Source organism: Bradyrhizobium sp. CIAT3101 (assembly GCF_029714945.1).
Classification (GTDB): Bacteria; Pseudomonadota; Alphaproteobacteria; order Rhizobiales; family Xanthobacteraceae; genus Bradyrhizobium.
The window spans coordinates 5,298,454-5,310,935 of sequence record NZ_CP121634.1 but is presented as its reverse complement, the minus strand read 5'-3'; the positions used below and the strand labels follow the sequence as shown (position 1 = coordinate 5,310,935).

At 65.6% G+C, this 12,482-nt stretch carries 10 protein-coding genes; 6 read left to right on the top strand and 4 right to left on the bottom strand.

Going from position 1 to position 12,482, the window contains the following annotated elements; genetic code table 11:
* Positions 1-98: 98 nt before the first annotated feature.
* Positions 99-899 (top strand): hypothetical protein, encoded by an 801-nt coding sequence (locus QA645_RS25290; RefSeq protein ID WP_254193285.1) that lies wholly within the window; start codon positions 99-101, stop codon positions 897-899.
* 168 nt (positions 900-1,067) lie between these two features.
* Here QA645_RS25290 and QA645_RS25285 read toward each other — a convergent pair whose 3' ends face one another.
* Positions 1,068-3,437, bottom strand: a complete 2,370-nt coding sequence (locus QA645_RS25285; protein WP_283044330.1) for a xanthine dehydrogenase family protein molybdopterin-binding subunit — start codon at positions 3,435-3,437, stop codon at positions 1,068-1,070.
* A gap of 211 nt (positions 3,438-3,648) precedes the next feature.
* Here QA645_RS25285 and QA645_RS25280 point away from each other — a divergent pair, with 211 nt between their 5' ends.
* Positions 3,649-4,719, top strand: coding sequence for a Ppx/GppA phosphatase family protein (locus tag QA645_RS25280; RefSeq protein ID WP_254193287.1), 1,071 nt, complete (start codon positions 3,649-3,651; stop codon positions 4,717-4,719).
* A gap of 1 nt (position 4,720) precedes the next feature.
* Positions 4,721-5,407, top strand: coding sequence for an RlmE family RNA methyltransferase (locus QA645_RS25275; RefSeq protein WP_283044329.1), 687 nt, complete (start codon positions 4,721-4,723; stop codon positions 5,405-5,407).
* Between the two features lie 107 nt (positions 5,408-5,514).
* Here the strand turns inward: QA645_RS25275 and QA645_RS25270 are convergent, their stop codons facing one another.
* Positions 5,515-7,005, bottom strand: a complete 1,491-nt coding sequence (locus QA645_RS25270; protein WP_254130886.1) for an MFS transporter — start codon at positions 7,003-7,005, stop codon at positions 5,515-5,517.
* Positions 7,006-7,383: 378 nt separating this feature from the next.
* Here QA645_RS25270 and guaB point away from each other — a divergent pair, with 378 nt between their 5' ends.
* Positions 7,384-8,874 (top strand): IMP dehydrogenase, encoded by a 1,491-nt coding sequence (gene guaB / locus QA645_RS25265; protein WP_283044328.1) that lies wholly within the window; start codon positions 7,384-7,386, stop codon positions 8,872-8,874.
* A 139-nt stretch (positions 8,875-9,013) separates the two neighbouring features.
* Here guaB and QA645_RS25260 read toward each other — a convergent pair whose 3' ends face one another.
* Positions 9,014-9,478, bottom strand: a complete 465-nt coding sequence (locus QA645_RS25260; protein WP_283044327.1) for a hypothetical protein — start codon at positions 9,476-9,478, stop codon at positions 9,014-9,016.
* 408 nt (positions 9,479-9,886) lie between these two features.
* Between QA645_RS25260 and QA645_RS25255 the strand changes: the two genes are divergently transcribed.
* Together QA645_RS25255 and QA645_RS25250 are read left to right on the top strand one after the other, a co-directional pair.
* Positions 9,887-10,909, top strand: coding sequence for an NADP-dependent oxidoreductase (locus QA645_RS25255; RefSeq protein WP_283044326.1), 1,023 nt, complete (start codon positions 9,887-9,889; stop codon positions 10,907-10,909).
* 195 nt (positions 10,910-11,104) lie between these two features.
* Entirely contained in the window at positions 11,105-11,413 is a 309-nt protein-coding gene (locus tag QA645_RS25250; RefSeq protein ID WP_283044325.1) for a hypothetical protein, read from the top strand.
* A gap of 1 nt (position 11,414) precedes the next feature.
* Here the strand turns inward: QA645_RS25250 and QA645_RS25245 are convergent, their stop codons facing one another.
* Positions 11,415-12,479 (bottom strand): LacI family DNA-binding transcriptional regulator, encoded by a 1,065-nt coding sequence (locus QA645_RS25245; protein ID WP_283044324.1) that lies wholly within the window; start codon positions 12,477-12,479, stop codon positions 11,415-11,417.
* Positions 12,480-12,482 lie beyond the last annotated feature (3 nt).

Here is a 12,482-nt window from a genome sequence, read left to right as displayed (position 1 = left end):
GGTACCTCATTCGGGCCCCAAAGGCGAGGGGATTGACCCCGGTTCCTCAGGCCGTACGATCGGCCCTGAAAGAACAAAAATAGAGGGGAAAGCCCGCCATGCCGAACCGGCTCGAAACCTACCGCGTCGCGGCTTACAACACCGCCAAACAGTCCGAAAACAAGATGCACGACGACACGGTGGCGCGCCGCTTCGGCTTTTCCGGTGGCCTCGTCCCGGGCGTCGACGTCTTCGCCTACATGATGCACGTGCCGGTGGCGCGCTGGGGCCGCGATTTCCTCGCGCGCGGGTTGGTCGAGGCGCGCTTCATCAAGCCGGTCTATGATGGTGAGACCGCCGATGTCGACGCGACCGAGCACAACGGCCTGCTCACGATCGAGGTGTTCAGCCGTACCGAGCTTTGCGCCACCGGTACGGCGTCGCTACCTGCGGCCCCTCCCGCGGTGTCATTGAGCGACTACGTCGAGGTACCCGCGGTGGCCGAGCGCCGGCCGGTCAGCCCTGATATCTTCGAGGTCGGCAAATGGCTCGGCACAACGCCGCGCCGTTGGGCCGGGCAGGACGCGACGGATTACCTCGCCGATGTCAGGGAGGCCGATCCGATTTTCGCGCGCGAGGGGCTCGGTCACCCCGGCCTGATCCAGCGCGTCATGAACCGCGTGCTGGTGGACAATACGATCCTCGGCCCCTGGATCCATGTCGGCAGCCGCATGCAGCTCTTGTCGCCCGCGCGCACCGGCGACGAGATCGTCGCGCGGGCGAAGGTCACGGCGAATTACGAGAAGAAGGGCCACCGCTTCGTCGAGTTCGACGCGCTTGTCGTCGCCAACGGCACAACGCCGCTGGCGCACTGCCAGCACACCGCGATCTACCAGCCGCGGGAGCAGGCGGCGGCGTAGCGGGGAAAGAAGCGAGCCTGCTGCTCCAAAATCGCTGTCATGCCCCGGCTTGACCGGGGCATCCAGTACGCCGCGGCCCCTCGGCTCAAGCCGCGCCGTCTCTGGAATACTGGATCGCCCGGTCAAGCCGGGCGATGACAGCATTTGTTGTGAGGCGGAAGGGCAGCCTTACGCCGCGCCCTTCGCGTCCTGGATCGCGCGCCACACCCGCTCCGGCGTCAGCGGCATGTCGATGTGCTTGATGCCGTAGTCCGACAGCGCATCGACCACCGCGTTCACCACCGTCGACAGGCTGCCGGCACAGCCGGCTTCGCCGCAGCCCTTGGTACCGAGGGGATTGCTCTTGGCCGGCACCGGGTGATCGCCGACTTCCATGAACGGCACGTCCTCCGCGCGGGGCAGCGCGTAGTCCATCAGCGAGCCTGTGATTGGCTGGCCGCTCTCGTCGTAGCGGACGTGTTCCATCAGCGCCTGACCGATGCCCTGGACGACGCCGCCGTGGAGCTGGCCCGCGACCAGCATCGGGTTGATCACGGTGCCGAAGTCGTTCACGGCGCTGTAGCGCACGATCTGCACCACGCCCGTATCCGGATCGACCTCGACCTCGGCGACATGGCAGCCGTTCGGGAAAGCCGAGGCGACCGGATCGCTGGTGTGATCGACGTCGAGACTGTCAGGCACGCCATCCGGCACCTTGCCGTCATGCAGCTTCTTGGCAAGCTCCATGATGTCGATGCTGCGGTCGGTGCCGGCGATGGTGAAGGCGCCGTCGGCGAATTCGATGTCGGCTTCCGAGGCCTCCAGCATGTGCGCGGCGGCGCGCTTGCCCTTTTCGATGACGAGCCTTGCCGCGCCGACGATGGCCTGGCCGCTCGCCGTAATCGAGCGCGAGCCGCCGGTGCCGTTGCCGGTATGGACGATGTCGCTGTCGCCCTGCACGAGCTTCACGCTCTCGAAGGGCACACCGAGCTGCGCGCTCAGCACCTGCGCGAACGGCGTCGCGTGGCCCTGGCCGTAATCGAGCGTGCCGGTGATGAGCTGCACCGAGCCATCGGGATCGAACACGATCTTGCCGAGCTCGGGGCTCGGCGGCGCGGTGACCTCGAGATAGGAGCCGACGGCGATGCCGCGCAGCTTGCCGGCCTTTTTGCTCTCCTTCTTGCGCTTGGCGAAATTCTCGTGGTCGGAGATTTCGAGCGCCTTGGTGAACACGGCCTGGAAGTCGCCGCTGTCATAGGTGACGCCCGAGGAGGCGGAGAACGGCATCTGGTTCGGCTTGATGAAGTTGCGCTTGCGCATCGTCAGCCGGTTGATGCCCATCTCGTCGGCGGCGCGGTCGATCAGCCGCTCCATGTAGTAGTTGGCTTCGGGACGGCCGGCGCCGCGATAGGCGCCCATCAGCGTGGTGTTGGTCAGCACCGTCTTGATGTCGATGCCCATCAGCGGCGTGCGGTAGACGCTGGAAAAGTTCTTGCCGGTGTTCAGCGAGAGCGGACCGGGCGCAACGCCGGTGATGTAGGCGCCGAGATTGCCGTAGCCGGAGAGCTTTGCCGCGAGGAAGTGACCCTCGGCATCAAGCGCGAGCTCGGCATGGATGCGCTGCGCGCGGCCGTGGCTGTCGGAGAGGAAGCTGGTGGAGCGCTCGTCGAGCCACTTCACCGGACGTCCGAGCGCCTTCGCCGCGTACAGGATGCACATGTATTCGGGATAGTTGACGTTCTTCATGCCGAATGAGCCGCCGACATTGGCGGTGAGGATGCGCACCTTCTCGTTCGGCACCTTCAGGTTCTTGGCGAGGTTGGCGCGGTTGCCCGCGACGCCCTGCGTCGGCATCTGGATGGTGTAGCGCTCGGTCGCCTTGTCGTAGGAGGCAAGACCGACGCGCGGCTCCATCGAGACCACGGCAACGCGGGTGTTCTCGATATCGACCTTGGTCACATGGGCGGCGCTGGCGAACGCGGCGTTCACCTTCTCCATGTCGCCATAATGATAGTCGAGCGCGACGTTGTTCGGGATGTGGTCGTAAAGCTGCGGCGCGCCGGGCTTGGTGGCTTCCTCCGGATCGGTCACGGCCGGCAGCGGCTCGATATCGAGCTCGACGGCTTCAGCCGCGTCGCGCGCCTGCGCCAACGTCTCGGCCACCACGAAGGCGACGGGGTCGCCGACGAAGCGGACCTTGTCGGTTGCCAGCGGCTGTCGGTTGGTCTGGAGCAGGGGCGAGCCGTCGCGGTTCTTCAGCGGCAGGCCGCAGGTGAAGGGACCGTAGCCGGCCGCGTCGAGGTCCTTGCCGGTCCATACGCCCAGTACGCCCGGCATTGCCCTGGCGGCCTCGGTGCCGATGCCGCGGAGGATGCCGTGGGCATGGGTCGAGCGGACGACCACGCAATGGGCCTGGCCGGGCAGGTTGAAATCGTCGGTGTAGCGGCCCTTGCCGCGCACCAGCGTGTCGTCTTCCTTGCGGCGGACCGGCTGACCAACGCCGTATTTTTGCAGTGCAATAGCGTTTTCGAGCGTCGAGGATTTCGTGTGTTCTTGCATGGAAATGACCTGAAAAGCCGGCAATTGCGCGTTTTGTGGGCGCCTGGGGGGACCGGACCCCATTGAAATAACCCGCCACCGCGTTCACGACAACGCACGAATGGGCATGGTCCCATGTGATGCGTTGTTGCGCATACCCGCCGCGCTGCTAATGTTTCAGGCGAAAAATCAATTCCAGACCGGCCCGACCGGCCGCGGAAAGACAGTTTGTATGAATGACCACACGCGGCTCCGCGACGGCCATGGGCCGCACGGTGAGCTCGAGGGGTCGATGGCGGCGGTGGCGTTGGCCCCCGAACCGGCCGTCCCCGCGCAAGCGGGAACCGGCGTCTACGCGGCGCTGGACCTCGGCACCAACAATTGCAGGCTTCTGATCGCCTGTCCGACCCACGACGGCTTTCGCGTGGTCGATTCCTTCTCGCGCATCATTCGGCTCGGCGAGGGCGTCTCGGCGACCGGCTCGATCAGCGAGGCCGCGATCGATCGCGCCATCGCCGCGCTCAGCATCTGCCGGGACAAGATCAACCTGCGCAAGGCCAAGCGGCTGCGGCTGATCGCCACCGAAGCCTGCCGCGCGGCCTCGAACGCGGAGGGTTTCCGCAGCCGCGTCGCGGCCGAGACAGGCATCGAGCTCGAGGTCATCGACCGCGAGACCGAAGCCTCGCTCGCCATGCTCGGCTGCTCGCCACTGGTCGATCCGAAGGGACGCGGCGCCATCCTGTTCGACATCGGCGGCGGCTCGACCGAGCTGGTGCGGATCGAGCGCGACCCCGCCAATCCGGAGCCGCGCATCAAGGCCTGGATGTCGATCCCGTTGGGAGTCGTGACGCTGGCCGAGCAGTTCGGCGGCCGCGACGTGACGCCGGAGATTTATGCTGCGATGGAGCAGGAGGTCGCAAACCATGTCGCGCCGTTCGCGGAACAACATGGCCGCGATCTCGCCGACATGCATCTGCTCGGCACCTCAGGCACCGTGACCACGCTCGCCGGCATCCATCTCAATCTCGCGCGTTACGACCGCCGCCGCATCGACAGCATCTGGATGAATGATACCGACATCACCGCGACCATCAACAAGCTGCTCGGCATGAGCTACGAGGATCGCGCCAACAACAATTGCATCAGCGTCGAGCGCGCCGATCTCGTGCTGGCCGGCTGCGCCATCCTCGATGCGATCCGCCGTGCTTTCCCGCTGCCGCGCCTGCGCGTCGCCGACCGTGGCCTGCGCGAGGGCATGCTGGTCGAGATGATGCGCGAGGACGGCGCGCTCAGGAGCTGGTGAGATGGCGAAAGACACCACCGGCCGCTTGCACGTCCAGGTCAAGACCGGCGGCAAGCGCAAATTGTCGTCAAAGCTCTGGCTGGAGCGGCAGCTCAACGATCCCTATGTCGCCAAGGCCAAGGCGGCGGGCTATCGCTCGCGCGCCGCGTTCAAGCTGCTCGAGATCGACGACAAGTTTCGCCTGTTGAAGCCCGGCATGGCCGTGGTCGATCTCGGCGCGGCGCCCGGCGGCTGGAGCCAGATCGCGGCCAAGCGCGTCGGCTCGGTCGACGGCAAGGGCAAGGTCGTCGCGATCGACCTCCTGGAGATGCCGGAGATCCCCGGTGTCGACTTCGCGCAGCTCGATTTCATGGACAACGACGCACCCAACAAGCTGACCACGATGCTGGGTGGCGGCGCCGATATCGTGATGTCCGACATGGCCGCCAACACCACAGGCCACCGCAAGACCGACCAGCTCCGCATCGTCGGCCTGGTCGAGACGGCGGCGGCGTTTGCCTGCGACGTGCTCAAGCCCGGCGGCACGTTCCTGGCCAAGACGTTCCAGAGCGGCGCCGACGCCGATCTGCTCGCCCAGCTCAAGCGCGACTTTGCGACGGTACGTCACGTGAAGCCCGCCGCGAGCCGTCAGGATTCCTCGGAGCGCTACGTGCTCGCGACGGGGTTTCGGGGTGGGGCGACTGTGTAGCGACAGGCTCCGTCATTGCGAGGAGCCCCTGCGACGAAGCAATCCAGACTGCTTCCGCGGAACGATTCTGGATTGCTTCGCTTCACTCGCAATGACGAGTAGAGGGACTACCCCAGCCGCTGATCCCGCATGTCCTGCGTGTCTTCCGTGGCGACCTTGACGGCGGCGGTTGCCGCGCTCTTGGCTGCGCCCTTGCGGCTTGCGATCTCCACCGCCTTGCGGCCGGAGATCTCGTGGCCGGCATCGGCGGGCATCTGCCAGAAGAACCAGCTCGAGACCGCCGAGGTCAGCCCCACCACGATGAAGGCCGGCGCGAACACGGTGGCGTTGAGCTCGCTGACATGGCTGAGCCACATCGTGGTCTCGACCGAGGCGGCGCCGACCGCGACGCCGGCGGAGACCGCGAGCTGCTGGTTGACGCTGACCAGCGTCGTGGCGCGGCTCATCTGCGCGCTCTCGACGTCGGCATAGGCGACCGTGTTGATCGCGGTGAACTCGAGCGAACGGAAGAAGCCGCCGACCACCAGGATCACCAGGATGATCAGCAGCGGCGTCGTCACCGTGAACAACGCGCAGACGCCGAGGAAGAATGCGCTGATGATGGCGTTCACCGTCATCAGGTTGCGGAAACCGAAGGTGCGGATGATCCGCGCGGCCAGCGTCTTCATGCCCATCGCACCGAGCGAGGAGCCGAAGGTGACGAGGCCGGAATGGAATGGCGACAGCCCGAAGCCGATCTGCATCAACAGCGGCAGCAGGAAGGGCAGGGCGCCGATGCCGAGCCGGAACAGGAAACCGCCGAGCACGGCCGCGCGCAGCGTCGGCAGGTTCAGCAGCGAAAAGTCCAGCACCGGCGATCCCGTCCGCCGGGCATGGATGACGTAGAGCGTCATCGAGATCGCGCCGCCCGCGACCAGGGCCGCCACGATGCTCCAGGGCAGCAGGTTGAGGCCGGCCACCGACAGGCCGAACGCGATGCCGGCAAGCCCGATGCCCGCCAGGACCATGCCGTAGAGATCGAACGGCTCGCGATTCTCGCTCTTGATGGGATCGATGAACTTCAGCGCCATGAAGATGCCGAGCAACCCGATCGGAATGTTGATCAGGAAGATCCAGTGCCACGAGGCGTAGGTGGTGATGAAGCCGCCGAGCGGCGGGCCGATCACCGGACCTATCAAGGCAGGGACCGTCACCCAGGCCATCGCGTTGACCAGCGCGCTCTTGTCGACAGAGCGCAGCAGCACGAGACGCCCGACCGGCGTCATCATCGCGCCGCCCATGCCCTGGAGGATGCGCGCGAACACGAAGTCGGTGACCGAGGTCGAGAGCGCGCAGCCGACCGAGCCGACCATGAACACGCCGACCGCGATCGCGAACACCAGACGCGCGCCGAATCTGTCGGCGGTCCAGCCGCTCGCCGGGATGAACACCGCGAGCGACAGGAGGTAGGACGTGATCGCGAGCTTCAGCGTCAGCGGACTGGAGCCGATATCGGCCGCGATCGCAGGCAGCGAGGTGGCGATCACCGTGGAGTCCATGTTCTCCATGAAGAGCGCAGTGGCCACGATCAGCGGGATGATGCGTTGCTTGTCGACCATGACGGATTGTTAATGAAAATCAGAAGAATGGGTGGACTTGCGGCTTATCACCGCCGCGCGGCCGGGACCATTGCGGATCAACGCATAGCACCTAAATCCTGCGCTCCTTCCTCCGTCATTCCGGGGCTCGCGCCTTCGTCGTGCCCCCCGGGAATGACGGAGGGTGGGCCGCGGCCGGGCTATCCCCGCCGAATTTACGTAAAAAGCCTGTGCATGGCTGGCCAGCGGTCCGATTTACTTTGATTCGTCGCGCGGCCGTGCTATCGACCCGCGTCAACCCCACCGATGGGCTCCGATTCTCCGGCGATGCCGCAAGGCACGCCGAGGGCGGCGCTCATCCATACTTATTTGCGGCACGGCTGCGGAAGGAGTTGGCACATGGCCACGGTACAACAAGGCATTCGCGAAGCCTTTACGTTCGACGACGTGCTGTTGAAGCCGGGCCTGTCGGACGTCATGCCAGGCGAAGTCGACATCCGCTCCCGCGTCACCCGCGCCATTCCGCTCAACATCCCGATCATGGCCTCCGCCATGGACACCGTCACGGAGGCCCGCATGGCGATCGCCATGGCGCAGGCCGGCGGCCTCGGCGTCATCCACCGCAATTTCGATCCCGAAGGGCAGGCCGCCCAGGTGCGGCAGGTCAAGCGCTACGAGTCGGGCATGGTGGTGAACCCGCTCACCATCAGCCCCGAGGCCACGCTCGACGAAGCGCTCAAGCTGATGAGCGATCACGGCATCTCCGGCATTCCCGTCGTGACCGGTGCCGGCAAGTCGACGCCGGGCAAGCTGGTCGGCATCCTCACCAACCGCGACGTGCGCTTTGCCACCGACCGCCGGCAAAAAGTCTCCGAGCTGATGACGCATGAGAAGCTCGTCACGGTGCGCGAGAACGTCAGCCAGGACGAGGCGCGCCGGATGCTGCACCAGCATCGCATCGAGAAGCTGCTCGTGGTCGATGAGCAATATCGCTGCGTCGGCCTGATCACCGTGAAGGACATGGAGAAGGCGGTCGCCCATCCGCTCGCCTGCAAGGACGCGCAGGGGCGCCTGCGCGTTGCCGCGGCCACCACCGTCGGTGACACCGGCTTCGAGCGCACCGAGCGGCTGATCGATGCCGGTGTCGACCTCGTCGTCGTCGACACCGCGCACGGCCACTCCCGCCACGTGTTGCACGCCGTCAATCGCATCAAGCGTCTCTCCAACTCCGTGCAGGTCGTCGCCGGCAACGTCGCGACCGCAGAGGGGACGCAGGCGCTGATCGATGCGGGCGCGGATTGCATCAAGGTCGGCATCGGCCCGGGCTCGATCTGCACCACGCGCATCGTCGCCGGCGTCGGCGTGCCGCAGCTCACCGCGATCATGGATGCGGTGGAGGCTGCCAAAAAGTCGGACATCCCCGTCATCGCCGACGGCGGCATCAAGTTCTCCGGCGATCTCGCCAAGGCGCTCGCCGCTGGTGCCGACATCGCGATGGTCGGCTCGCTGCTCGCCGGCACCGACGAGACCCCCGGCGAAGTCTTCCTGTGGCAGGGCCGTTCCTACAAGGCCTATCGCGGCATGGGCTCGGTCGGCGCGATGGCGCGCGGCTCGGCGGATCGCTACTTCCAGCAGGATATCAAGGATGCGCTCAAGCTCGTGCCTGAGGGCATCGAGGGCCAGGTGCCCTACAAGGGCCCGGTCGGCAACGTCATGCACCAGCTCGCCGGTGGCCTCCGTGCCGCAATGGGCTATGTCGGCGCAAAGGACATGAAGGAGCTGCACGAGAAAGCGAACTTCGTCCGCATCACCGGCGCGGGCCTGCGCGAAAGCCACGTCCACGACGTGACGATTACCCGCGAAGCCCCGAACTATCCGGGTGGCGGTTAGTCGTCGCTCTCCGTTTTGTCCTTCTTTATGGCCGGGCTTGTCCCGGCCATCTACGTTTTGCCTTGTGTCCTGGCATCGTGGATGCCGGGGTCAAGCCCGGGCATGACGGCGGAGAATGCAGCGCCCCACCGACGCGAGGTCATGTGCCGATCGGCGTCAGTGTCGAGGCAGGCGAAGCGGAGCCATCGAGCTCCGGGGCAGCCGGTCGTTTGCGGTCGATGAACGACCAGATCAGCATGATCAGCCACTCCAGGAATGCTAACCAAAAGTAGTCGTCAGAGCCGGGCCAATTGAGGACGGACATGTCCGCCAGAAAGCAGAGCGCAGACACCAGGACGCTGAGGAAATTTACCATGAATATGTAGTGGACGCGGCGATGATTGATGAACAGTGCGATCCATGTCGGCAGGAAGATGAGCACCCAGGCGGCAAGTCCGCCGGCCGCCAAAAGAAAGTCAGGGGACGCGCCTACGAGCCACGCAATGAGCGTGGAGCCGACGGTGAGGAGTAACGGTAAGCTAGCCGGGACGAATGTGAGTTGCCACGCCGTGCTTTTCGGGGCTGCGAGTCCCATTCGCCCGAGGTGCTGCCTCAACAACGTCATTCCCATTCCAACCGTCATTTTGCTTGCTGCATCGCAGCCGCTTCCCGCCAATGACGCACGGCAGAGGCGGGGCGATCGTAGTGATGCAGATTAGACTGGTGGGCTCATCACGGCCTTAATCCGGCGCCTAAAATTCTAGGGAAGAATGACTGCTTCCTCGATTGCGCGATCGAGAAAGGGGGGCCGTTAGTTCTCCCGTGCGTCCCCAAATCACGTTGTCATGCCCCGGCTTGACCGGGGCATCCAGTACGCCGCGGCTTATCGACTCCCTCACTGCTGTCATGGAGTACTGGATCGCCCGATCAAGTCGGGCGATGACAGCGGGCGTGTGGCTCCACCGCTTTTGTATTGACGCGCCGCGCGGCCTCCGCTTCCGTCCACGCCGAAAGAAATATGGAGGAAGCCATCATGTCCCAAGCAAAACGCATTGTTCTCGCCGCGCGCCCCGTCGGCGAACCCAAATCGTCCGATTTTCGCCTGGAGGAATTCGCAGTGCCGACGCCGGGTGCGGGCGAGGTGCTGCTGCGCACGGTCTGGCTGTCGCTCGATCCCTATATGCGCGGCCGCATGAGCGAGGGGCCGTCCTATGCTGCGCCGGTGCCGGTCGGTGGCGTGATGGAGGGCGAGGCGGTCAGCGAGGTCGCTGCCTCCAACAATCCTGATTTCGCAAAAGGCGACATCGTGCGCATCCGCTCGGGCTGGCAGACGCACGCGATCTCGAACGGCAAAGGTCTCATCAAGGTCGATCCCAAGCTCGGTCCGATCTCGACCTCGATCGGTGTGCTCGGCATGCCCGGCATGACCGCCTATACGGGTCTGCTCGACATCGGCAAGCCGCAACAAGGCGAGACCGTCGTCGTCGCCGGCGCTTCCGGCGCCGTCGGCTCGGCCGTGGGTCAGATCGCGAAGATCAAGGGCGCACGCGCGGTCGGTATTGCCGGCGGCAAGGACAAGTGCGACTACGTGGTGAAGGAGCTCGGTTTCGATGCCTGCATCGATCACCGCGATCCTGATCTCGCCGCGAAGCTGAAGGACGCCTGCCCGAAGGGGATCGACGTCTATTTCGAGAATGTCGGCGGCGCGGTGTTCGAGGCGGTCTTCCCGCTGCTCAATCAATTCGCGCGCGTGCCGGTATGCGGCCTGATCGCCCATTACAATGATACGGAGTCGAAGCCGCCGAAATGGGCCGGCGCGATGATGCGCGCGACGCTGACCAAGCGGCTCACCTTCCGCGGCTTCATCGTCTCCGACTTCGCCTCGCGCCACGGCGACTTCCTGCGCGACATGTCCGGCTGGGTCCGCGACGGCAAGGTGAAGTACAAGGAGTTCGTCACCGAGGGTCTGGAGAGCGCCCCAGGCGCCTTCATCGGGCTGCTGAAGGGCGCCAATTTCGGCAAGCAGCTGGTCCGGGTCGGGCCGGATAAGGCCTAGCTCGAGGGGCCTGGAGCGCCTCCTGTCGGCCTGGAGCGTCTCATAGTTGCACCGGTGTCACACCCCCTGACACCGGTGGTTAACAAAGCGTTACCGATTGGCAACACTTGCCCGCAAAAACCCGCTTGTGTGACCGAGGGTTCATTGACGCCCGGGCGAAGGCATTGAATCATCGCGCATATTTAGGGTGTTGCGATGTTAGAGATCGGTATTTTCTGCGTAATCCTTTTGGCCGCCGGCTATTGGGCGACCATGTTCGTCATGGGCCGTCGCGACGACGTGATCCATGGCAAGTTCGTGCACAGCGAAGACGAGGGCGCGTTCACGCAACCCGCGATGCCGGCGCCGCCACCATTCCCGAAGCGTCCGGTCAAGGCGGCGCAGCCCGCTCATGTCCAGCCTGCCAAGGCTCAGCCCGAGATGGCTGAGGCGAGGCAGGTGAGCAGTGCCGCGCTGGAATCCCTGCTCGCTGCGATCCAACAGGACCTCAAGAGCGTCGCCTGAATCAGACGCTGCCGCGCTCGACCAGGAACAGGTCGACGGCGAGCCGCTGCGCAGCGAGCGGCGTGCCGGACAGGCGCGCCAGAAGCAGTTCTCCCGCAATACGCCCGACCGCCGCGGCATCGAACGAGATCGTCGTGAGGCCGGGCGTGATCTGGTCGGCAACGTCGTTGTCGCCGAAGCCGAGCACGGCGAGATCGCGTGGCACCGACAGGCCGCGGCCGCGAGCCTCGATCAGTGCGCCGGTCGCCAGCAGGTCATTGGCGCAGAACACGGCATCGATGCGGTCGCCGCGGTCGAGCAGGGTGGTGAAGGCAGCGCGGCCGTCGACGAGGCCCGTGATCTCGCCGACGCCGATCTCGTGGACGATCTCGAGCCCAAGCCCGGCTGCGGCCGCGCGAAATCCATCGCGGCGAAGCGCACCGCGGCCGATGGTGCGACCGATGAAGGCGACGCGGCGATGTCCGGCATCAGCCAGGCGACGCGCTGCCATCGCGCCGGCATCCGCATTCGGCAGGCCGACCAGCATGTCGATGGGATCGCGCGGATAGGCCCAGGTCTCGATCACGGGAATGCCGAGCTCGGCAAGCGCTGTGCGATTCTCCTCGAGCTCGATCACGCCCGTGAACATCACCGCCGCAGGCCGGATGCCGCGCAGCGACTGGATCATCGCGACCTCCTTGGCATAGGAGTAGGAGGTCTGGCCGACCAGCACCTCAAAGCCCTCCGGCTCGAGCGTGGCGGCGAGGCTGCGGACCGCGAGGCCGAACTGCTGGCTCAGAATGTTCGAGACAAAGGCCACGACCACGTTCGATCGGCCTGAGCGCAGCGCGCGCGCATGCGGGTTGGAGGCGTAGCCGGTCGCCTCGATCACTTCGAGGATGCGCTCGCGGGTGTCGCGATTGACCTTTTCGGGATGGCGCAGCACCCGCGACACCGTGATCGGCGACACGCCGGCGCGCTCCGCCACCTCCTCGATGCGCGGCGGCCGTCCGGTCGCATTGCTGCGGCCGGGCGGCGCCGGAATGCGCACCACATCGTCATAGGTCGGCTTTGCCGGATCGGTCATCGA

Excerpts from the sequence above, each read along its gene's own strand:
- QA645_RS25290 (WP_254193285.1), top strand. The coding sequence starts at position 99 with ATGCCGAACCGGCTCGAAACCTACCGCGTCGCGGCTTACAACACCGCC.
- QA645_RS25285 (WP_283044330.1), bottom strand. The coding sequence starts at position 3,437 with ATGCAAGAACACACGAAATCCTCGACGCTCGAAAACGCTATTGCACTG.
- QA645_RS25280 (WP_254193287.1), top strand. The coding sequence starts at position 3,649 with ATGAATGACCACACGCGGCTCCGCGACGGCCATGGGCCGCACGGTGAG.
- QA645_RS25275 (WP_283044329.1), top strand. The coding sequence starts at position 4,721 with ATGGCGAAAGACACCACCGGCCGCTTGCACGTCCAGGTCAAGACCGGC.
- QA645_RS25270 (WP_254130886.1), bottom strand. The coding sequence starts at position 7,005 with ATGGTCGACAAGCAACGCATCATCCCGCTGATCGTGGCCACTGCGCTC.
- guaB (WP_283044328.1), top strand. The coding sequence starts at position 7,384 with ATGGCCACGGTACAACAAGGCATTCGCGAAGCCTTTACGTTCGACGAC.
- QA645_RS25260 (WP_283044327.1), bottom strand. The coding sequence starts at position 9,478 with ATGACGTTGTTGAGGCAGCACCTCGGGCGAATGGGACTCGCAGCCCCG.
- QA645_RS25255 (WP_283044326.1), top strand. The coding sequence starts at position 9,887 with ATGTCCCAAGCAAAACGCATTGTTCTCGCCGCGCGCCCCGTCGGCGAA.
- QA645_RS25250 (WP_283044325.1), top strand. The coding sequence starts at position 11,105 with ATGTTAGAGATCGGTATTTTCTGCGTAATCCTTTTGGCCGCCGGCTAT.
- QA645_RS25245 (WP_283044324.1), bottom strand. The coding sequence starts at position 12,479 with ATGACCGATCCGGCAAAGCCGACCTATGACGATGTGGTGCGCATTCCG.